Origin of the sequence: Streptomyces sp. NBC_00162 (assembly GCF_024611995.1) — a bacterium.
Taxonomy (GTDB): Bacteria; Actinomycetota; Actinomycetes; order Streptomycetales; family Streptomycetaceae; genus Streptomyces.
On sequence record NZ_CP102509.1, the window covers coordinates 1,415,407 to 1,434,442 of the forward strand.

Consider the following 19,036-nt stretch of genomic DNA (forward strand, 5'->3'; position numbering starts at 1 on the left):
TGGCCTGCGCACTGGGCGCGGTGGTGGCACTGGTGGCTGCGAGCGGCCCCGGCGGTCTGTTCATCCTCGTGGTCGGGGTGGTCGGCGCGGCGCTCGCGGCCGTGGGTACGTGGTGGGTGCTGTCCCACCACGGCGCGGTGCGGGTGGTCGGAGCACTGATCATGACGGGCGCACCGCTGGCCGTCCTGGTCATCTACGCCCGGGCGGATCTGTGGCCCGTGGCGCTGACCGCCATCGCGCTGTGGGGAGCCGCCGTGGTGTGCGCGCGGGCGGCGCTGCGCGGGGTGCGACAACCCGAGGGAATGCAGGCGGTCGCCTGCGCCCTCCCCCGGCATCCGGTGCTGATCATGAACCCGAGGTCCGGCGGTGGCAAGGTCGGCCGGTTCGGCCTGGCCGAGAAGGCCGAGGCGCTGGGTGCTCGGGTCGTGCTGCTGGACACCGCGGTCAGGACGGACGTGGCCGAAATCGCCCGTCAGGCGGTGGCCGAAGGCGCGGACCTGCTCGGGGTGGCGGGCGGGCACCGGGCCGGGTCCTTGTGGTCCAGGCCGAGAACCTTGGCGCGCCGCCCCCGAACCGATGACCATGGGCGGCCGCAGAACCCGGCTCGACCTCGGAGTGCTGGGAGTCGTCGGGATCCGGGTGAACAACGCGGCCCAGGCGGCCGACGTCGCGCTCCGAGGTGCCCGGGCCGCCGGCCTCCAGGTACTGACCTCCCAGCAGGTCGTCATCGGATCGGACACCGACAGCATCCCGGTCGCCGTGGACGGAGAGGCCCTGACCATGCCCACACCCGTCACCTGCTCCATCCGCCCGGGTGCGTTGCGCGTACTGGTACCGAGGATTCGCCCCGGGGCTCCGGCGGCCGGTCCGCCCATGCACTGGCGTGAGGTCGTGTCACTGGCCTTCAGCCGGCGGCGGCCGGGGCGCGCAGCGGAGGACCGGGCCGACGCGGAGCGTGCCCCGTGACTCGCCCGGCCCGAGGATGCCCGACCTGCCGCGCAGCGTCACAATGAGCCTTACCGCTGCTTTCGCTGTTCCCGCTGTTTCGCTGTTCGTAGCGGATTGGAGACATCCGTGAAGGACCTCAAGTTTGAGCAGAAGCGTTCCCTGTCCCGCCTCGAGGCCGCCGACCAGCTCTCCGCGCTCGCGGAGGCGCTGAGGCACGGCGGCAATGCCGAACTGGAGCTCGGTCCCGGGACCCTGACCCTGCGGATCCCGGACGAACTCCGCACCGAGATCGAGGTCGAGGTCGGCGACGGGGAGATCGAGATGGAGATCGAACTCAAGTGGCCCACCGCCTGAGTTCAGGGGCGGGCATCAGGCTTTCCGAAGACCGGCCGCGTGATCGGGTACGGCGGTCTGAAGCTCCTTGGGCGGGCGCTCGTATCCCGTCGACGGGGGCCGCGGCGGCAGGACGAGCGACGGCAGGGCCACGTCCTCGTAGGAGACCGATGACAGCAGGTGGGCGATCATGTTCAGTCTCGCGCTGCGCTTGTCATCGCTCTCGACCACGTACCAGGGGGCGTCCACCGTGTCCGTGTGGACGAGCATCTCGTCCTTGGCCCGGGAGTACGCCTCCCAGCGCGTGAGGGACTCCAGGTCCATCGGCGAGAGCTTCCACCGCCGCAACGGGTCCTGCGTGCGGCGGCGAAAGCGTTCCTCCTGGACGGCATCGCTGACGGAGAACCAGTACTTGCGGAGCAGGATCCCGTCTTCCACCAGCATGTGCTCGAAGACCGGGCACTGGCGCAGGAAGCGCTGATGCTCGGCGGGCGTACAGAAGCCCATGACGTGTTCCACTCCGGCGCGGTTGTACCAGCTGCGGTCGAAGAGCACGATCTCACCGGCGGCCGGCAGGTGCTCCACGTAGCGCTGGAAGTACCACTGGGTGCGCTCCCGCTCCGTCGGCTTCGGAAGGGCCGCGATACGTGCCACGCGGGGGTTGAGGTGTTCTGCGACGCGTTTGATCGTTCCGCCTTTGCCCGCTGCGTCCCGGCCTTCGAAGACGACGACCAGTCGGGCACCCTCCACACGCACCCATTCCTGGAGCTTGATCAGCTCCGTCTGGAGCCGCAGCAGTTCCTTCTCGTAGACCGCCTTCTTGAGACCCATGGCCGTCTCCTCCCCGTCGTAGTCCGGCGCGAAATCCGTCGCGCCGGCCAGGCGCGCCGTCGCGTATAACCGTGCAGCTATGAACGAAACCCCCGACCGGCCGACGAAGACATCACATTCAAGTGGAATATATGAGACAGAACAAAGACGTTATCCGCTCGTTATAGAAGCGGGGGTGGGGTGGAAATATCAGCATTTTTCATAGAACTACGGGGCACTTGCCAGCGTCTCGCGATCCCAGGAAGCCGTCTGCAACTATCACGAGTCATGCCAGTTCCATAACCCCTCAGGGCCATGCAATTTGCGCCATCGCTGGGTAACTTCGGCCCGCATGACTGCTCATGCAGAACTAGCCCGTTACGGAAAGATCCTGCCGTCCGCTCCGACCACCCCGACCAACCCCACCACGCACATCGACCGCCCCCGCCCAGGTGACGGCCCCCTGCTGTGGCGCCTCGCCCGCGACTCCAGGACGCTGGACCTCAACTCGGCCTACAGCTATCTCCTCTGGTGCCGTGACTTCGCCGGCACGTCCGCGGTGGCCCGCGACGCCTCCGGGCGTGCCGTCGGATTCGTCAGCGGATACCTGCGGCCCGACAGTCCCGGAACCCTGCTCGTCTGGCAGATCGCCGTCGACGCCTCCGCCCGCGGCCTGGGAATCGCCGGGGCCCTGCTCGACGGCCTCTCCGCCCGCGTGGCGGCAGAACACGGATTGAGCTCCCTGGAGACCACCATCTCCCCCGGAAACCTCGCGTCGGAGCGACTGTTCGCCTCGTACGCCGCACGGCACGGCGCCACGCTCACGCGCGAAGTGCTGTTCACCGCGGAAGAGTTCCCGGACGGCGGGCACGCCCCGGAGGTCCTGCACCGCATCGGGCCGCTCCACTTCTGATCCCGGTTCTGATCCCGGTTCGCACAGCCGATACCGAACACCCCCACATTCATTGGAGAGTTGCCTTGACCATGACCGAGCCGGTCCTGTCCGTCTTCGAGACCGTGGAGTCCGAGGTGCGAAGCTACTGCCGCGCCTGGCCCGTCGTCTTCGAGCGCGCCACGGGAAGCCGGCTGTACGACGAACACGGCCGCGGCTACCTGGACTTCTTCGCGGGCGCCGGGTCCCTCAACTACGGCCACAACAACCCCGTCCTGAAGCGGGCCCTGCTCGACTACCTGGAGCGGGACGGCATCACGCACGGGCTGGACATGGCGACGACCGCCAAGAGGGCCTTCCTCGAGACGTTCCGGTCCCACGTCCTCGAACCCCGCGCACTGCCCTACAAGGTGATGTTCCCGGGACCCACCGGGACCAACGCCGTCGAAGCGGCGCTCAAGCTGGCGCGGAAGGCCAAGGGCCGCGAGTCGGTCGTGTCCTTCACCAACGCCTTCCACGGCATGTCGCTCGGCTCGCTCGCCGTCACGGGCAACGCCTTCAAACGGGCCGGCGCAGGCATCCCGCTGGTGCACGGCACGCCGATGCCCTTCGACAACTACCTCGGCGGCCGGGTCCCCGACTTCCTCTGGTTCGAGCGGCTGCTGGAGGACCAGGGCTCCGGCCTCAACCACCCGGCGGCGGTCATCGTCGAGACGATCCAGGGCGAGGGCGGGATCAACGTGGCCCGCGCGGAATGGCTCCGCGCCCTCGCGGACCTGTGCCGGCGCCGCGACATGCTGCTCATCGTCGACGACATCCAGATGGGCTGCGGCCGGACCGGCGAGTTCTTCTCCTTCGAGGAGGCCGGCATCACCCCGGACATCGTCACGCTGTCCAAGTCCATCAGCGGCTACGGACTCCCCATGTCCCTGTGCCTGTTCAAGCCCGAGCTGGACCTCTGGGAGCCGGGCGAGCACAACGGCACCTTCCGCGGCAACAACCCGGCCTTCGTCACCGCCACCGCGGCCCTGGAGACGTACTGGGGCGACGGCGTCCTGCGCGAGCGGACCCTCGTCCAGGGCGGGCGCATCGAGAGCGCGCTGCGCGAGCTGTGCGGCGAACACGGCCAGCTGGGCGCGACCTACCGGGGCCGCGGACTGGTCTGGGGCATCGAATTCGCCCACAAGGAGCGCGCGGCGGAGGTCTGCCGGAGGGCCTTCGAGCACGGTCTCCTCGTCGAGACCTCGGGCCCCGAGAGCGAGGTCGTGAAGCTGCTCCCGCCGCTCACCGTCACCGGCGACGAACTCGACGAGGGCCTTGCCATCCTCGCCCGCTCCGTCCGCGAAGCCGCCTGACCGGCACCCGCCCCCCACACCACGAAGGGCACCACCATGATCGTCCGCTCGTTCCGGGACATCGAGGGAACCGACCGCCACGTCAGGGCGACATCCGGCACCTGGGAGAGCAAGCGCATCGTCCTGGCCAAGGAACGCGTCGGCTTCTCCCTGCACGAGACCGTCCTGTACGCCGGCACCGAGACGTCCATGTGGTACGCGAACCATGTGGAGGCCGTGGTCTGCACGGCGGGGGAGGCTGAACTCACGGACGAGGAGACGGGCCGGACTTACACGATCACGCCGGGAACCATGTACCTCCTCGACGGCCACGAGCGGCACACCCTGCGCGTGAAGCACGAGTTCCGCTGCCTGTGCGTCTTCAACCCGCCCGTGACCGGCCGGGAGGACCACGACGAGAACGGCGTGTACCCGCTGCTCACCGAACCCGACCACAGCTGACCTGCGGAAACACCCAGAAAGAAAGCACGCGAGAAAGCCCAGAGAGAAAGCACGGAGAGGAGAGGCAGGCACCACCATGACCTACGCATCCACCCGCACTGCGAACGACCTGTATCCGACCAGGGGCTCCGAGGAGGTGCTCACCGGCCGCACCGACCCCGTCGTCTGGTCCGAGCCCGGCACCCCGGGCCCCATCTGGGCCCACGAGCTGGAGAGCTTCGAGCGCGACGGCTACCTGTCCGTCGACGAACTCATCACGCCCGACGAGGTGGACGTCTACCGGGCCGAGATGGACCGGCTGCTGCGCGATCCTTCGACGCTGGCCGACGAGCGGTCCATCGTGGAGCCGAAGTCCCGGGAAGTACGCTCCGTCTTCGAAGTCCACCGGATCAGCGAGGTGTTCGCGTCCCTCGCCGCCGATCCGCGTGTGGTGGGGCGCGCGCGACAGATCCTGGGCTCCGAGGTGTATGTGCACCAGTCCCGGATCAACGTAAAGCCCGGTTTCGGCGCCAGCGGCTTCTACTGGCACTCCGACTTCGAGACCTGGCACGCCGAGGACGGCCTGCCGCACATGCGCACCGTGTCGGTGTCCATCGCCCTGACGCCGAACTACACCACCAACGGCGGCCTGATGATCATGCCCGGCTCCCACCGGAGCTTCCTGGGCTGTGCCGGTGCGACGCCGAAGGACAACTACAAGAAGTCCCTCCAGATGCAGGATGCGGGCACCCCCTCGGACGAGGCGCTGACCAAGTTCGCCTCGGCCTGCGGCATCAAGCTCTTCACCGGCAAGGCGGGTTCGGCCACCTGGTTCGACTGCAACGCGATGCACGGCTCGGGTGACAACATCACGCCCCACCCGCGCAGCAACGTGTTCCTCGTCTTCAACAGCGTCGAGAACCGCCCGTCGAAGCCCTTCGCCGCCCCGGTGCGCCGCCCCGGGTACATCGCCTCGCAGGACTTCACCCCCGTGCGCTGACGCGTCCGGCCGACCCGGCCCGGCCCGGCATCTGCCCGGCCGGGCCGGCCTGTCCCCCGCACCCGATTGGTTGCGCGTACGAAGACCGGCCGCACGAAGTGGCCGGTCTTCGTGGAATCGACCGACATCGGCTTGACCGATGAACCTGCGGCAACGTAACTTCGGCCGCACCGATTCGCGAGCTACTGGAAGGAGGCGAAGCCGGATGTCGACCATCTCCGAGCTGTCTCGCCTCGCTCACCAGATCGCCTGGGCTCCGGGTCGTGTAGCACACGGCTGCTGAGCAGCCCCTCTTGCCGGCGTGCCCGATCGCGGCCCCGGCACCTTTCCATCTCTGTCACCGTTTACGGCACGTCGTTGTGTGCCGATTTATTGCGCTCTGGGTTCTCGAGCTGCGTCACCGAAATAGAAAGCTCCTGAAATGGCGACTAGGACAGTCAGATCGACCGCGCGCCGAAATGAGGACGTGCCATGGTAGCGGCGCGGATCACGGTCAACGGGAAAGAGGCACCGATTTCACCGGCTGCACCCCACACCACGGTGCTGGATTTCCTGCGCGAGCGCGGCCTCACCGGCACCAAGGAGGGCTGCGCCGAGGGTGAATGCGGCGCCTGCTCGGTCCTGGTGGCCCGTCCCGGGGTGCACAAGCCCACCGACTGGGTGGCGGTCAACGCCTGCCTGGTCCCGGTCGCGGCGCTCGACGGTCAGGAGGTCGTCACCTCCGAAGGTCTCGCCACCGCCGGCGAACCCGGTATGCCGGCCACCTTGCACCCTGTGCAGGAGGAGATGGCCGTCCGCGGCGGTTCCCAATGCGGTTACTGCACACCGGGGTTCATCTGCAGCATGGCCTCCGAGTACTACCGCCCCGGCCGCTGCGCACACGCGGACTCGGACGCGGCCTCGGCCGACAGCACCGACTCCGAACACGGTCCGAACGGTTTCGACCTGCACGCGCTGAGCGGAAACCTGTGCCGCTGCACCGGCTATCGCCCGATTCGCGATGCCGCGTTCGCCGTCGGTGCGCCCGCCGAGGACGACGCCTTGGCGCAGCGCCGCGAGCAGTCCCCGCCCGAACCGGCCGCCACCGAATACACCCAGGACGACAGCGCGTTCCTGCGGCCGAGCACCCTGGCCGATGCGCTGCGGCTGCTGCGCGAGCGGCCCGGCGCGGTGGTGGTCGCCGGAAGCACCGACTGGGGCGTGGAGGTGAACATCCGTTCCCGCAGGGCGAATTGCGTGGTCGCGGTCGACCGGCTGCCCGAAATGCGGTTGCTGCGAGTCGAATCCGACCACATCGAGATCGGGGCGGCGCTGACGCTCACAGAGATCGAACGCCGCCTCGACGGCAGCGTTCCACTGCTGGCAGAGCTGTTCCCGCAGTTCGCATCCCGGCTCATCCGCAACAGTGCGACCCTCGGCGGCAACCTGGGTACCGGGTCCCCCATCGGTGACAGTCCGCCGGTGCTGCTCGCGCTCGAGGCGTCGGTGGTACTCGCCGACGCCGACGGTGAGCGCGAAGTCCCCCTGTCCGACTATTTCACCGGCTACCGGCAGAGCGTGCGCCGTCCCGGCGAGCTGATCCGCGCGGTACGCGTCCCGCTGCCGCTGTCGCCGGTCGTGGCCTTCCACAAGATCGCCAAACGGCGCTTCGACGACATCTCCAGCGTGGCGGTCGCGTTCGCGCTCGACATCGAGGACGGGATCGTACGCAAGGCACGCATCGGCCTGGGCGGCGTGGCCGCCACCCCGATCCGCGCCATCGCCGCCGAGGCGGCCCTGGAGGGCAAGCCGTGGGCGGTGGAGACCGTCGAGGGCGCGGCCCGGGTGCTGCGGGCCCAGGGCACGCCGATGGACGATCACCGCGCCAGCTCCGGCTACCGCTCCGCGATGCTCGGCCAGAGCCTGCTGAAGCTGTACGCACAAACCACCGAGGCGGTGTCGTCATGAGCCATTTGTCCGAGCGCCCCGAAATGCCGGTCGTCGGCGTTTCGATGCCACACGAGAGCGCCAACCTGCACGTCACCGGCACCGCGCTCTACACCGACGACCTGGTCCATCGCACCAAGGACGTGCTGCACGCCTACCCGGTCCAGGTCATGAAGGCCCACGGCAGGATCACGGCGCTGCGCACCGGGCCCGCGCTCGCCGTGCCCGGTGTGGTCCGCGTGCTGACCGGCGCCGACGTACCCGGTGTGAACGATGCCGGAATGAAGCACGACGAACCGCTGTTCCCCGACGAGGTCATGTTCTACGGCCACGCGGTCGCCTGGGTGCTCGCCGAGACCCTGGAGGCGGCCCGGCTCGGTGCGGCGGCCGTCGAGGTGGAACTCGACGAACAGCCCTCCCTGATCACGCTGCAGGACGCCATCGCGGCGGACAGTTTTCACGGCGCCCGGCCCGTGATGCTCGCCGGCGACGTCGACGCCGGTTTCGGCGACTCCGCGCACGTGTTCACCGGCGAGTTCCAGTTCTCCGATCAAGAGCACTTCTACCTCGAGACGCACGCGGCGCTGGCCCACGTCGACGAGGGCGGGCAGATGTTCGTCCAGAGCAGCACTCAGCATCCCTCGGAGACGCAGGAGATCGTCGCGCACGTGCTCGGCCTGCACAGCCACGAGGTGACCGTGCAGTGCCTGCGGATGGGTGGCGGCTTCGGCGGCAAGGAGATGCAGCCGCACGGGTTCGCGGCCATCGCCGCGCTCGGCGCCAGGCTGACCGGCCGGCCGGTGCGCTTGCGGCTCAACCGGACCCAGGACCTGACCATGTCCGGTAAGCGCCACGGGTTCCACGCCGAGTGGAAGATCGGCTTCGACGCCGACGGCCGCATCCAGGCCCTGGACGCCACCTTGACCGCGGACGGCGGCTGGAGCCTGGACCTGTCCGAGCCGGTGGTGGCCCGCGCGCTGTGCCACATCGACAACACCTACTGGATTCCCAACGCGCGTATCGCCGGTCGCATCGCCAAGACCAACAAGGTCTCCAACACCGCCTTCCGCGGCTTCGGCGGACCGCAGGGCATGCTGGTGATCGAGGACATCATGGGCCGGTGCGCGCCGCTGCTCGGCCTGGATCCGATGGAGCTGCGCGAGCGCAACTTCTACCGGCAGGGCCATTCGACGCCGTACGGGCAGCCGGTCCTCCACCCCGAGCGGATCTCGACCATCTGGCAGCAGGTTCAGGAAGACGCCGCCATCGCCGATCGCAAGCTCGAGATCGCGGCCTTCAACACCGCGCACCCGAACACCAAGCGGGCGCTCGCGATCACCGGGATCAAGTTCGGAATCTCGTTCAACCTCACCGCCTTCAACCAGGCGGGCGCGCTGGTGCTGATCTACAAGGACGGCTCGGTCCTGATCAACCACGGCGGCACCGAGATGGGGCAGGGCCTGCACACCAAGATGCTGCAGGTGGCCGCGACCACTCTGGGTATCCCGCTGCACAAGGTGCGGCTGGCCCCGACGCGCACGGACAAGGTTCCCAACACCTCCGCCACCGCCGCAAGTTCCGGGGCGGATCTCAACGGTGCGGCGGTGAAGAACGCCTGCGAGCAGTTGCGCGAGCGGCTGCTGCAGGTCGCGGGCACCCAACTGGGTGTGAGCGCCTCGGACGTGCGCATCGTCGAGGGCGTCGCGCGGGCCCTGGGCAACGACAAGGAGCTGGCCTGGGACGACCTGGTGCGCACCGCGTACTTCCAGCGAGTCCAGCTGTCGGCGGCCGGTTTCTACCGGACCGAGGGTCTGCACTGGGACGCGAAGACTTTCCAAGGCTCCCCGTTCAAGTACTTCTCCTACGGCGCCGCCGCTACCGAGGTGGAGGTGGACGGCTTCACCGGCGCGTACCGCATCCGGCGGGTGGACATCGTGCACGATGTCGGCGACAGCCTCTCCCCGATGATCGACATCGGTCAGGTCGAGGGCGGTTTCGTGCAGGGCGCGGGCTGGCTGACGCTGGAGGACCTGCGCTGGGACAGCGGTGACGGGCCGAACCGCGGCCGGCTGCTGACCCAGGCCGCGAGCACCTACAAGCTGCCGAGCTTCTCGGAGATGCCCGAGGAGTTCAACGTCAGGCTGCTGGAGAACGCCACCGAGGAGGGCGCGGTCTACGGGTCCAAGGCGGTCGGTGAGCCTCCGCTGATGCTGGCGTTCTCCGTACGAGAAGCGCTGCGGCAGGCCGCCGCGGCGTTCGGGCCCGGCGGAGTCAGCGTGGAACTCGCCTCCCCCGCGACACCGGAGGCGGTGTACTGGGCGATCGAAGCGGTCCGCAGGGGCGGCGTGCAGCACGACGGCCACGCGCCGGGCGCCGGCGAGGTCCCCACCGAAGCAAGCGCTTTGAGCAATGCCTGACATGACATGGGTCGCCGCGGTCGCGCGGTTGCGGGCACGCCGGGAACCCGGCGTGCTCGTGACCGTCGCGACCGTGCGCGGCCACGCGCCCCGCCGGGCCGGTGCCAAGCTCGTCGTGGGACAGACCGAGACCTGGGGTTCGATCGGCGGCGGCAACATCGAGGCGGTCGCCATCGATCGGGCGCGCGAGCTGAACGGCACGGCCGACGCGGAGCCGGAGCTGATGGAATTCGCCCTCAACGACAAGGTCACCGGCCGACACGGCGTGCAGTGCTGCGGCGGAGCCGTCACGGTCCTGCTCGAACCCCTGCCGGTGGTCCAAGCGGTGGCCGTCTTCGGCGTCGGGCACGTCGGCCTGGAGCTGGCCCGCATCCTCGCCCGCCACAACCTCGATCTGCACCTGATCGACACCCGCCCCGACATACTGACCGACGAACGGCTCAGCGTGCTCGCGGACGCGGTGGCGCAGATCCACGTGCACCACACTCCGCTGCTTCCGGAGGAGGTGCTCACGGAGCTGGCACCCGGCACCCACGTCCTGATCATGACCCACGATCACGCCGAGGACGCCGCGCTGTGCGACGCCGCCTTGCGCACCGCCGGTCTCGGCTCGATCGGATTGATCGGCTCGGCCGCCAAATGGGCGCGGTTCCGGCAGCGGCTGGCCGCCGAGGGCGGCCACGACGCCGCCACCATCGACCGGATCAAGACCCCGATCGGAATGGCCGGGATCACCGGCAAGGAACCCGCCACGATCGCGGTGAGCGTCGCGGCAGACCTGCTCCGGGCCTTCGAACACGACCGCCACCGGGCAGTGCCGAGCGCGGTTGGCGCGGCGCCGTTCGCTCCAGTGGCCGGTAGCGCGTGAGTTCACGGTCACGGCACCCTACTGGCCTCCGCGTCAGCCGCTCGCGGGGCGCCAGGGGATCTCGGCCCACACCTGCTTGCCGCCGCTGAGCGGCACCGAGCCCCAGGCCGTCGTCGTCGCCTCGACGATGAGCAGCCCGCGACCGCCGGTCGACTCCCAGCTCACCGACAGCGGTTTGACGGGGCTGCGCGGCGAGGTGTCGTTCACGGCGATCCGCAGCCGGTCCGTCGACAGGGTCAGATCCATGCCCACCTCGCCCTGGGTGTGTGCGATGGCGTTGGTGACCAGCTCGGACACGACCAGCAGAGCTACGTCGAGTTCGTCCTCCACTCCCCAGGACCGCAGGGTGCGCGCGGCGAAGCGGCGCGCGTGCATGACCGCCTTGGGGAGCCGCCACACCGTCCAGTGGCTCCGCTTCGGCCGGTCCCCCGTGCCGTCGTAGCGCAGCAACAGCACCGCCACATCGTCGTCGCGGCGGCCCACACCGAGGACCAGCTCGTCGGCCACCCCTCCGGCATCGGCCGGGTCGGCCACGGCGAGCATTTCGCACACCCGCCGCATGCCCTCCTCCAGCGGCAGCCTGGCGGACTCGACCAGGCCGTCCGTCAGCAGAACGAGCAGGGTTCCGGGGAGCAGCCCCGCCTCGGTCATGGGGAACTCGGCTTCCGCGAGCACGCCCAGTGGAGGCCCGCCCTCGACCACCATCTCCTCGGTGATGCCGTCGGGGTGGCGCAGTATCGGCGGCATGTGGCCGGCCCGTACGACCCTGGCGATGCCCTCCTCCATGTCCAGGTCCACATACGCACAGGTGGCGAACAGATCGGTCTCCATGCCGACGAGCAGACGGTTGGCCCGCGCGACCACCACATCGGGCGGGTGGCCCTCCACCGCATAGGCCCTGACCGCCGTACGCATCTGGCCCATGATGGTGGCGGCTCCCGCGCTGTGCCCCTGTACATCCCCGATGACGAACGCCACATGACCGTCGCTGAGCGGAATGACGTCATACCAGTCGCCGCCGACCTCGAGTCCCGCCGTCGCGGGCAGGTAGCGGGCGACAGCGACTCCGCCCGGCAGCTCCGGGAGCTTACGGGGCAGCAGACTGCGCTGGAGCATGGTGGCGAGTTCGTGGCGCGCGTCCAGTGCGTGGGCGCGCACCAGAGCCTGCCCCACCAGCCCCGCGGTCGCGGTCAGCAGCGACCGCTCCTCCGGTCCGAACCGGTGCTCCGCGTCCCACCCCACCAGACACACCCCGACGATCCGGCCTTCGGCGGGCAGCGGGAGCACCGCGAGTCCACCGGGCCCGACGCCCAGCAGACCGGGCTCGAGAGCCGCGCCCGGCGGCCACAGACTCATGTGCCCCCACGCAGCGCGCTCTGCAGGGTGGGCAGGTCGCTGAGCGACACGTCGGGCCATTCGGATCGCCATTCCGAGCGCCAGACCTCGGGCCAGGCATCGGGTTCGGGAGGGTCGAGGGCGGTGACGATGAGCCGTTCGGGCTCCAGTTCGCCTACCGCGACCCGGGAGGCGCCGAGCGGCTCGCGCAGGGCGGCGACCACCAGCCGGCTGACGTCTCGGATGGTCGCCGCGCCGGCCAGCGTGGCCGACAGCCGCTGGACGAGGGAGACCTCGTCGGCGCTGGGGCGCAGATAGGTGGCATCGGCCACCACGCCCAGGACGCGCTGCGGTGTGCCATCCGAGTCCACCTCCACTCGGCAACGCAGCCCCAGCCAGCGCAGCTCGCCGTTCGGGCGGCGGATACGGAACGCCAGCTGCTGTCCGGAGGCGGCCAGCCGGTCCGGTTCCACGATCGCCATCAGTGCGGGCATGTCGTCGGGGACGGCGCAGGCGAGCAGGGTCTCCACCTGCCCGTCGAACTGCTCGGGAGGCAGACCGAGCAGTTCCAGCACGAGCGCGTGGGCCTCCATGCGGCCGGTGCTCAGTTCCAGGATGAACGCGCCGCCTTGGTGGGGCACCAGGGACTGACCCAGATGTGCCTGCGGGGCCTTGCGCCCGGCGAAGCGAGCGGCGACCGATTCGAGTCCGGCCGCCACCTGATCGGCGTAGAGCTCCAGGAGGCTGCGGTCGTCGGCGCTGAACCCGTCCGCGACCTCCCCGGCGACGATCAGGCACCCGAGCTCCTGGTCCCCGTGTCCCAGCGGCAGCGCGCCCAGCGAGATCTTGGCCGGCGAGTTGGGGTCACCGTCCCGGACCCGGGTGGGGAAGTGGTGGGGATCGTCCTCGATGAACGTGGCGAGTTCCTCGGGAGTCAGCCACAGCGGGCTGCCGGAGCGGAAGGCATTGGCGGCGGGCGAATGGCTGGCCACGGCGAGGATCGCGGGGAGTCCGTAGAGGACGCTGCGGTTTCCGGTCAGCTCGGCCAGATGCAGTTCCCTGGCCTGGTCGGCGACCACGTAGACAGCGGCAAGCTCAGCCCCGCAGAACGCAAAGCGATGTCCGGTCACTGTCTGTATCGCCTCCTCCCGAGGGCATCCCGCCGACCGCCCTCCCTCCATGCTGTCGTGCCCGGGACCGTTCGGGCGAGTCGGAACGCAGGCCGAAGGAGCCGGTGCCGCCAGACGCGCTGTGTGAGGGGCCCTATCCGCGTACGGCGGCAACCGCCTCGTCGAAGACCTGTTCCATGTCGACCGTCCCGTTGCTGCGCACCCAGATTTCCATCGCCACGTCCGAGCAGGCCAAGGCACAGGCGACCAGGGCGCGGGCGCGCATCTCCGTCATCGGGTCCGCCTCGGGGCCCAGCCGTCTGGCGATGTCCGGCACGAGCAGGTCCATCCACTGCTGCCGTTTTTCCAGCTGGCGCCCGCGGAGGGAGGGCGATGCGTGGAGCATGCTGGTGATCTTGAGGAAGTCGTCCGGAGCGTACGGGAGGGACTCCACGAGTGCTTTCAGGGCGGCCCGGAGCGCTTCCCACGGGGACTCGTCCGCCGGCCGGGCTTCCAGCGCGGTCTGCAAAACCCTGCCGCTTTCGGCGTGGTCCCCCAGCACGATGTCTTCCTTCGTGCCGGAGTAGCGGAACAGCGAGCGCCGCGAAATACCGATCTCGCCCGCGATCTGCTCCATGGTGGTGGCCTCGAAACCGCGCTCCAGGAACAGCCTCATCGCGGTGGCGACGATCTCGGCCTGCACTGCCCGCCGGGTGCGCTCCCGCAGCCCGCCCGGCCCGCCCTTGCCCTCGCTCATGGGTCCGCACCCTACCAATTTCTGCACTCGGTACCGCATTGACACTGGGTGACATTTTAGGCTTACAGTGCCATCACGGGCATGTTCAGCGTCTTCCCGGGAGCAGCCATGAGCGCCGTCGACTACCGCGGTCAGACCACCCTCATCACCGGTGCCAGCGCCGGCATCGGTACGGAGTTCGCCCGCCGGATCGCGGCGCGTGGATCCCACGTCGTCCTCGTCGCCCGGCGCAAGGAACGACTGGAGGAGCTGGCCGCCGAACTCACCGCGGCCCACGGCGTCGAATTGCAGGCGCCGAAGAGCAGCTCCTTCGAGGGGTAGCCGATCAGGACGGCGGCGCCGCCGATGATGGCGGCGATCTTCGTCCCGCCGGCCGCCCACTTGATCTCCGTGATCCCCTCCCACTCACGCATCGAGTTGAGGACCGCGCTGCACTCGGCGCGCTCCTCGTCGGACATGAGCGCCTCGGCGTCGCTGGGATCCCAGGTCCACACGGGGGTCGGATTCCCCTCCTCCTAGACACGGATCTGCTTCGCGTCGCTCTTGCCGCGTACGCCGGTGATGAACATGCTCACGATCTCTCTCCCACGGTTGGCGCTGCCGCCGCGCAGAGAGGATCTGGCCGCGGTCGCAGCCTCGGTTTCCGGCCGTCGGCGACGACAGCCTCGAGCGGCTGCATCGGCCGCTCGACAACCAGCCGACCACCGGGTTCGCGATCCCTGCGGGACATGATCGTTTCTGCGATGTGCAGGACCACCGTCCGGGCGAAACACAAGGCCCATCCGCGGCCCGTGTAGTGCGTGACTTGCCCGTTCGGGTGCACCGCGTCGTCTGGATCGCGCCGTCCTGTCCGCGACCGGACGTCAGATCGCCGGGGCCCGCCCTCTCCTGCACGCCAAGACGGCGACGGCACTGGCCGGGAGGTACCTCGCCGCGCGCCGCTCGTGCGAGGCGGCTCCCCCGGGTCACGATCGGGGACCGGCTCTACTCTCCGCCCTCGACTGCGACGGGTCCTGGACCAAATGCGCTGCCCAACTCCACCTGCACGTCAACTCATTGCGCCACCGCGTTACCCGCATCGAGCAGCTCACCGGCCGGAGCCTGGCCCGGCTCGAGACCAGACTGGACTTCCTCGCAGCCCTGAGGGCCGGCTGACCGGCCGACCGCTACTCCGCTCCGGTGCCCGCCCCGGGTTTCCACGCTCGATAGGCCGCCAAGGCCGTGGGCAGGGTCAAGTAGATCCGGTCGGTGCCCACCGAGGCGGTCAGTCCGTAGGCATCCAGGCTCTGGCGCAGGTCCTGCTTGACCCGGGCCAGGGCGAAGACGACGCCCCGGTGCTCGAGCTCCAGGCGGAGGGCGTCCACGGCATCCAGGGCGGTGATGTCGACCTCGACGTTCGCCTCCATGTTGAGGACGAACCACCGGACGCGGGTGCTCTGCTCGTCGACTGCGGCCAAGGCCCGCAGGCGGAAGTTCTCGGCGTTGGCGAAGAACAGCGGAGAGTCGTACCGGTAGACCACCAGGCCCGGCACCGTGCGCGCCGTCGGGTAGTCGTCCACGTCGTGCATGCCGGCGACCCCGGGTACGAGGCCTTCCACCGCGTCGTGCGGTCGGGCGACACGGGCGAGCAGCTCGACGACCGACAGGGCCACCGCGACGAGTACGCCGTAGAGGATGCCGAAACCGAGGACGCCCAGCAGACATCCGACGGCCAGGAGAAGCTCACGACGGCGGAAGACGGCAAGGCGACGGAACTCGCCCACCTCGATCAGCCGTACGGCTGCGTAGACGACGATCGCTCCGAGGGCGGCCTTCGGGGTGTCGGCCAGGAGCGGGCCCAGGAAGAGCAGGACCGTCAGGACGGCAAGGGCGCCGACCAGTGAGTACACCTGGGTCCGGGCTTTCGCGGATTCGGCCAGCGCGGTGCGGCTGGCGCTGCTGCTGACCGGGAATCCGTGGAAGATGCCGGCTCCCACGTTCGCCGCGCCCAGGGCCAGCAGTTCGCGATTGGCATCCAGCGGACGCGGATCTCCGTGCCTCGCGAAGGCCCGGGCGGTCAGGATCACGTCCGAGTAGCCGACGAGGAGCACACCCAACGCCGGGAGTACCAGCTGCGGAAGGTCACCGAGGGACGGCAGAGCGGGCACCGGCAGCCCTGAGGGCACGGCCCCGATCGTGGGGATCCCGTACCGCTCGTCCAGCCCGAACACCGCCACCGCTGCCGTGGCAAGGACCAGGGCGAGCAGCGGACGCGGCAGTACCGGCCAGCGCGTCGGCGCCGTGAAGAGCACGACGAGCAGGGTGGCGGACAAGACTGCGGTCGGCCGGTCCAGTTGTCCCAGGTGGCGGGCAAAGGAATACAGCTGGGGGAAGAAGTCCGACTCCGTCGTGCGCACCCCGGTGAGCCGGGGAAGCTGGTCGACGATCATGATGAGCGCGACCCCGGTCAGGTAGCCGACGAGGACCGGCCGTGACAGCAGGTCCGCGAGGAAGCCGAGGCGCACCGCCCAGGCCACCAGGCACATCAGGCCGACCACCACGGCAAGGGCTGCCGCCAGGACGGCGTACCGGCCCGGGTCGCCGACCGCGAGCGGCCCCACGGCTACGGCGGTCATCAGCGCGGTTGTCGACTCCGGCCCGACCGACAGCAGCCGCGAAGAACCGATGAGCGCGTAGACGACCATGGCCGGCAGGATTGCCCACAGCCCGGCGACCGGGGGCAGCCCGGCCACGGCTGCGTACGCCATGACCTGCGGCACCAGATAGGCGGCGACGGTCACCCCGGCCAACGCGTCCCGACCCAGCCACGACCTGCGGTAGCCCCGGAAGCCGACAGGAAGCAGGAGCGGTCGTCCACGCGTGGGCATCACGCTCTTCGCCGAGGCCCCGTCGGGCGTCCGGCCGCCGCGCCCGCCCCGCATCAGGCTTTCCGAAGACTGGCCGCGTGATCGGGTACGGCGGTCTGAAGCTTGATCGGTCCCATTACCGTCCTCCCCGTCGTCGTCGGGCGCTTCGGTCAAGTCAGTCACGGCAGGCATCCGTGCGCAACGGTGCCCTTCGGGCCCGGGCGTGTCGATACGCTGGCCGCGGGGCGGGCCATCGGGCGGCAGACGGAGGGAAAACGCGTGGGTGTGGGGGATCCGTTGACGCAGGTACCGAGGATGCGGCTGGACGAGCTGCTGCACGAGCTCCAGGTGCGCATCGACGCCGTGCGCGGCACCCGCGACCGGGTGCACAGCCTCCTGGAGGCCGTGGTGTCGGTGGGGCGGGAGCTGGATCTCGCCCAGGTCCTGCGGCGGATCGTGGAGGCGGCCGCGCTGCTCGTGGACGCCGAGTACGGGGCACTGGGAGTGATCGGCCCCGACGGCCGCACACTCGCTCAGTTCCTGACCGTCGGGCTCACCGATGAGGAGATCGCCGGGATCGGTCCTCTGCCGGCCGGCCATGGCCTGCTGGGTGAGGTCATCCACCACCCGGAGCCCCTGCGCCTCACCGATCTCGGCGCACACTCCTCGTCCTACGGTTTTCCGGCCCATCACCCGCCCATGCGCACGTTCCTCGGCGTACCGATCCGGGTCCGCGACGAGGTGTTCGGCAACCTCTATCTGACGGACAAGCGGGGCGGAGTCGACTTCGACACCGAGGACGAGACCGTGATCTCCACGCTCTCGGTGGCGGCGGGCGTGGCGATCGACAACGCGCGGCTCTACGAGGGCTCGCAGCGCCAGCAGCGATGGCTCAAGGCCTATGCGGAGATCACCGAGAGCCTGCTGTCCGGAAGTTCGCGCCCGGCGGTGCTGGAGCTCATCGCCCGCCGGGCCCAGGAGATCACCGCGGCGCGGCTCGCGGACATCTCCATGCCGGTGGCCGGTGTCGACGGCCTGGTCGTGGAGTTCGCGGCCGGCGCGGATCGAGCCGCCCGGCAGGGCCTTGTCGTCCCCTTCGTCGGCACGCTCTCCGGAGCCGCCCACCAAGCTGGCAGGCCCGTCACGGCTGTGCTGACCACGGGAGACGAGCGCTACCCGGCCGAGGTCCAGGTCCAGCGGCGGGACGGGCTGGGGCCTGCCGTGGCGGTCCCATTGGGCACTGCGGGCGGGGAGAGCCGCGGCGTTCTGCTGCTCGCGCGCTCGGCGGGAGACCCTGCGTTCGGCGAGGGGAGCTGGAGCCGCTCGTCGCCTTCGCAGGTCAGGCGGCGCTCGCCCTGGAGCTGGCGGAGCGGCGCCGGGACGCCGAGCAGATAGCACTGTTGGAGGAGCGCGACCGAATCGCCCGCGACCTGCACGACCTGGCCATCCAGCGGCTCTTCGCCACCGGCATGACCTTGCAGAGCGCCGCCCGGCTGGTGGAGCACGAAGGGGCCGCCGAGCGGGTCGGCCGGGCGGTCGAAGACCTGGACGAGACCATCAAGATCATCCGGTCGACGATCTTCGGGCTGCGCACGAAGGACCGCGAGGGCGGACCCAGCCTGCGAGCACGTGCCGCCCGCGCCGTCGGCGATGCGGCCACCACCCTCGGCCATCCGCCGCGCCTGAGCATGGAGGGGCTGCTCGACACCGACGTACCGCCGCAGATCGCCGACCACGTGATGGCGGTTCTGGGCGAGCTCCTCAGCAATGCCGCCCGTCACGCACAGGCCACCCGAGTGGGCGTGACCCTCAAGGCGGGGAGCGGCGAGGTCGTACTGACCGTCTCGGACAACGGCAAGGGCATACCGGCCCAGGGGCGCAGGAGCGGTCTGCTCAATCTCGACGAGCGCGCTCAGGGCGTCGGCGGGTCGTTCACCGTCGAGACCCCGGAGGAGGGGGGCAGCAGGCTCGTGTGGCGGGCTCCGCTCCCGAGCGGCAGCTGAGGCGCGGAGCCGCAGCC

The 19,036-nt window shown here is 69.8% G+C and carries 13 protein-coding genes and 4 pseudogenes; 13 read left to right on the forward strand and 4 right to left on the reverse strand.

Translation table 11 applies throughout. The features are described 5' to 3' along the window. Positions 1 to 347: 347 nt before the first annotated feature. The 3 genes and pseudogenes from JIW86_RS41630 to JIW86_RS07305 form a co-directional block, all read left to right on the forward strand. Positions 348 to 458, forward strand: a pseudogene (locus tag JIW86_RS41630) (diacylglycerol kinase); the annotation flags it as partial. A gap of 124 nt (positions 459 to 582) precedes the next feature. Then, a complete protein-coding gene (locus tag JIW86_RS07300; RefSeq protein WP_257553032.1) occupies positions 583 to 966 on the forward strand; it encodes a hypothetical protein in 384 nt (127 codons plus the stop codon). Positions 967 to 1,074: 108 nt separating this feature from the next. After that, the gene (locus JIW86_RS07305) at positions 1,075 to 1,302 is read left to right on the forward strand and encodes an amphi-Trp domain-containing protein (protein WP_215150726.1); all 228 of its coding nucleotides are present in this window, start codon (positions 1,075 to 1,077) and stop codon (positions 1,300 to 1,302) included. A gap of 15 nt (positions 1,303 to 1,317) precedes the next feature. On the opposite strand, the gene ppk2 is transcribed toward JIW86_RS07305, so the two are convergent. Then, on the reverse strand, positions 1,318 to 2,112 hold the full coding sequence (gene ppk2, locus JIW86_RS07310; protein ID WP_257553033.1) for a polyphosphate kinase 2: 795 nt from the start codon (positions 2,110 to 2,112) through the stop codon (positions 1,318 to 1,320). Positions 2,113 to 2,443: 331 nt separating this feature from the next. Here ppk2 and ectA point away from each other — a divergent pair, with 331 nt between their 5' ends. The 7 genes from ectA to xdhC all read left to right on the forward strand — a co-directional run bounded on the left by ectA (position 2,444) and on the right by xdhC (position 10,969). Next, positions 2,444 to 3,004, forward strand: a complete 561-nt coding sequence (gene ectA, locus JIW86_RS07315; RefSeq protein ID WP_257553034.1) for a diaminobutyrate acetyltransferase — start codon at positions 2,444 to 2,446, stop codon at positions 3,002 to 3,004. Between the two features lie 65 nt (positions 3,005 to 3,069). After that, positions 3,070 to 4,338 (forward strand): diaminobutyrate--2-oxoglutarate transaminase, encoded by a 1,269-nt coding sequence (ectB, locus tag JIW86_RS07320; RefSeq protein ID WP_257553035.1) that lies wholly within the window; start codon positions 3,070 to 3,072, stop codon positions 4,336 to 4,338. A gap of 36 nt (positions 4,339 to 4,374) precedes the next feature. Continuing rightward, positions 4,375 to 4,779, forward strand: a complete 405-nt coding sequence (locus tag JIW86_RS07325; RefSeq protein ID WP_257553036.1) for an ectoine synthase — start codon at positions 4,375 to 4,377, stop codon at positions 4,777 to 4,779. 76 nt (positions 4,780 to 4,855) lie between these two features. Then, positions 4,856 to 5,758, forward strand: a complete 903-nt coding sequence (gene thpD, locus JIW86_RS07330) for an ectoine hydroxylase (RefSeq protein WP_257553037.1) — start codon at positions 4,856 to 4,858, stop codon at positions 5,756 to 5,758. A 471-nt stretch (positions 5,759 to 6,229) separates the two neighbouring features. Next, the gene (locus JIW86_RS07335; protein ID WP_257553038.1) at positions 6,230 to 7,705 is read left to right on the forward strand and encodes a xanthine dehydrogenase small subunit; all 1,476 of its coding nucleotides are present in this window, start codon (positions 6,230 to 6,232) and stop codon (positions 7,703 to 7,705) included. Next, positions 7,702 to 10,101 (forward strand): xanthine dehydrogenase molybdopterin binding subunit, encoded by a 2,400-nt coding sequence (gene xdhB / locus JIW86_RS07340; RefSeq protein ID WP_257553039.1) that lies wholly within the window; start codon positions 7,702 to 7,704, stop codon positions 10,099 to 10,101. Before JIW86_RS07335 ends, xdhB begins: the two co-directional genes overlap by 4 nt. A gap of 1 nt (position 10,102) precedes the next feature. Next, positions 10,103 to 10,969 (forward strand): xanthine dehydrogenase accessory protein XdhC, encoded by an 867-nt coding sequence (gene xdhC / locus JIW86_RS07345; protein ID WP_257553040.1) that lies wholly within the window; start codon positions 10,103 to 10,105, stop codon positions 10,967 to 10,969. Positions 10,970 to 11,002: 33 nt separating this feature from the next. On the opposite strand, the pseudogene JIW86_RS07350 reads toward xdhC, so the two are convergent. Beyond that, positions 11,003 to 13,485, reverse strand: a pseudogene (locus tag JIW86_RS07350) (SpoIIE family protein phosphatase). 82 nt (positions 13,486 to 13,567) lie between these two features. Next, complete coding sequence (locus JIW86_RS07355) at positions 13,568 to 14,170, reverse strand: TetR/AcrR family transcriptional regulator (protein WP_257553041.1); 603 nt, start codon at positions 14,168 to 14,170, stop codon at positions 13,568 to 13,570. A gap of 81 nt (positions 14,171 to 14,251) precedes the next feature. Here JIW86_RS07355 and JIW86_RS07360 point away from each other — a divergent pair, with 81 nt between their 5' ends. Both JIW86_RS07360 and JIW86_RS07365 read left to right on the forward strand, forming a co-directional pair. After that, positions 14,252 to 14,491 carry an SDR family NAD(P)-dependent oxidoreductase gene (locus JIW86_RS07360; RefSeq protein ID WP_322975497.1) on the forward strand — a complete coding sequence of 80 codons (240 nt, stop codon included), beginning with the start codon at positions 14,252 to 14,254 and terminating at the stop codon, positions 14,489 to 14,491. Positions 14,492 to 15,148: 657 nt separating this feature from the next. After that, positions 15,149 to 15,325, forward strand: a pseudogene (locus tag JIW86_RS07365) (helix-turn-helix domain-containing protein); the annotation flags it as partial. Positions 15,326 to 15,336: 11 nt separating this feature from the next. On the opposite strand, the gene JIW86_RS07370 reads toward JIW86_RS07365, so the two are convergent. Continuing rightward, positions 15,337 to 17,037: a SulP family inorganic anion transporter gene (locus tag JIW86_RS07370; RefSeq protein ID WP_257553042.1), complete on the reverse strand. Its 1,701-nt coding sequence runs from the start codon at positions 17,035 to 17,037 to the stop codon at positions 15,337 to 15,339. Between the two features lie 294 nt (positions 17,038 to 17,331). Between JIW86_RS07370 and JIW86_RS07375 the strand changes: the two are divergent. Beyond that, positions 17,332 to 19,019, forward strand: a pseudogene (locus tag JIW86_RS07375) (GAF domain-containing protein). The last annotated feature ends 17 nt before the right edge of the window (positions 19,020 to 19,036 follow it).

Excerpts from the sequence above, each read along its gene's own strand:
- JIW86_RS07300 (WP_257553032.1), top strand. The coding sequence starts at position 583 with ATGGGCGGCCGCAGAACCCGGCTCGACCTCGGAGTGCTGGGAGTCGTC.
- ppk2 (WP_257553033.1), bottom strand. The coding sequence starts at position 2,112 with ATGGGTCTCAAGAAGGCGGTCTACGAGAAGGAACTGCTGCGGCTCCAG.
- ectA (WP_257553034.1), top strand. The coding sequence starts at position 2,444 with ATGACTGCTCATGCAGAACTAGCCCGTTACGGAAAGATCCTGCCGTCC.
- JIW86_RS07325 (WP_257553036.1), top strand. The coding sequence starts at position 4,375 with ATGATCGTCCGCTCGTTCCGGGACATCGAGGGAACCGACCGCCACGTC.
- thpD (WP_257553037.1), top strand. The coding sequence starts at position 4,856 with ATGACCTACGCATCCACCCGCACTGCGAACGACCTGTATCCGACCAGG.
- JIW86_RS07335 (WP_257553038.1), top strand. The coding sequence starts at position 6,230 with ATGGTAGCGGCGCGGATCACGGTCAACGGGAAAGAGGCACCGATTTCA.
- xdhB (WP_257553039.1), top strand. The coding sequence starts at position 7,702 with ATGAGCCATTTGTCCGAGCGCCCCGAAATGCCGGTCGTCGGCGTTTCG.
- xdhC (WP_257553040.1), top strand. The coding sequence starts at position 10,103 with ATGACATGGGTCGCCGCGGTCGCGCGGTTGCGGGCACGCCGGGAACCC.
- JIW86_RS07355 (WP_257553041.1), bottom strand. The coding sequence starts at position 14,170 with ATGAGCGAGGGCAAGGGCGGGCCGGGCGGGCTGCGGGAGCGCACCCGG.
- JIW86_RS07360 (WP_322975497.1), top strand. The coding sequence starts at position 14,252 with ATGTTCAGCGTCTTCCCGGGAGCAGCCATGAGCGCCGTCGACTACCGC.
- JIW86_RS07370 (WP_257553042.1), bottom strand. The coding sequence starts at position 17,037 with ATGCCCACGCGTGGACGACCGCTCCTGCTTCCTGTCGGCTTCCGGGGC.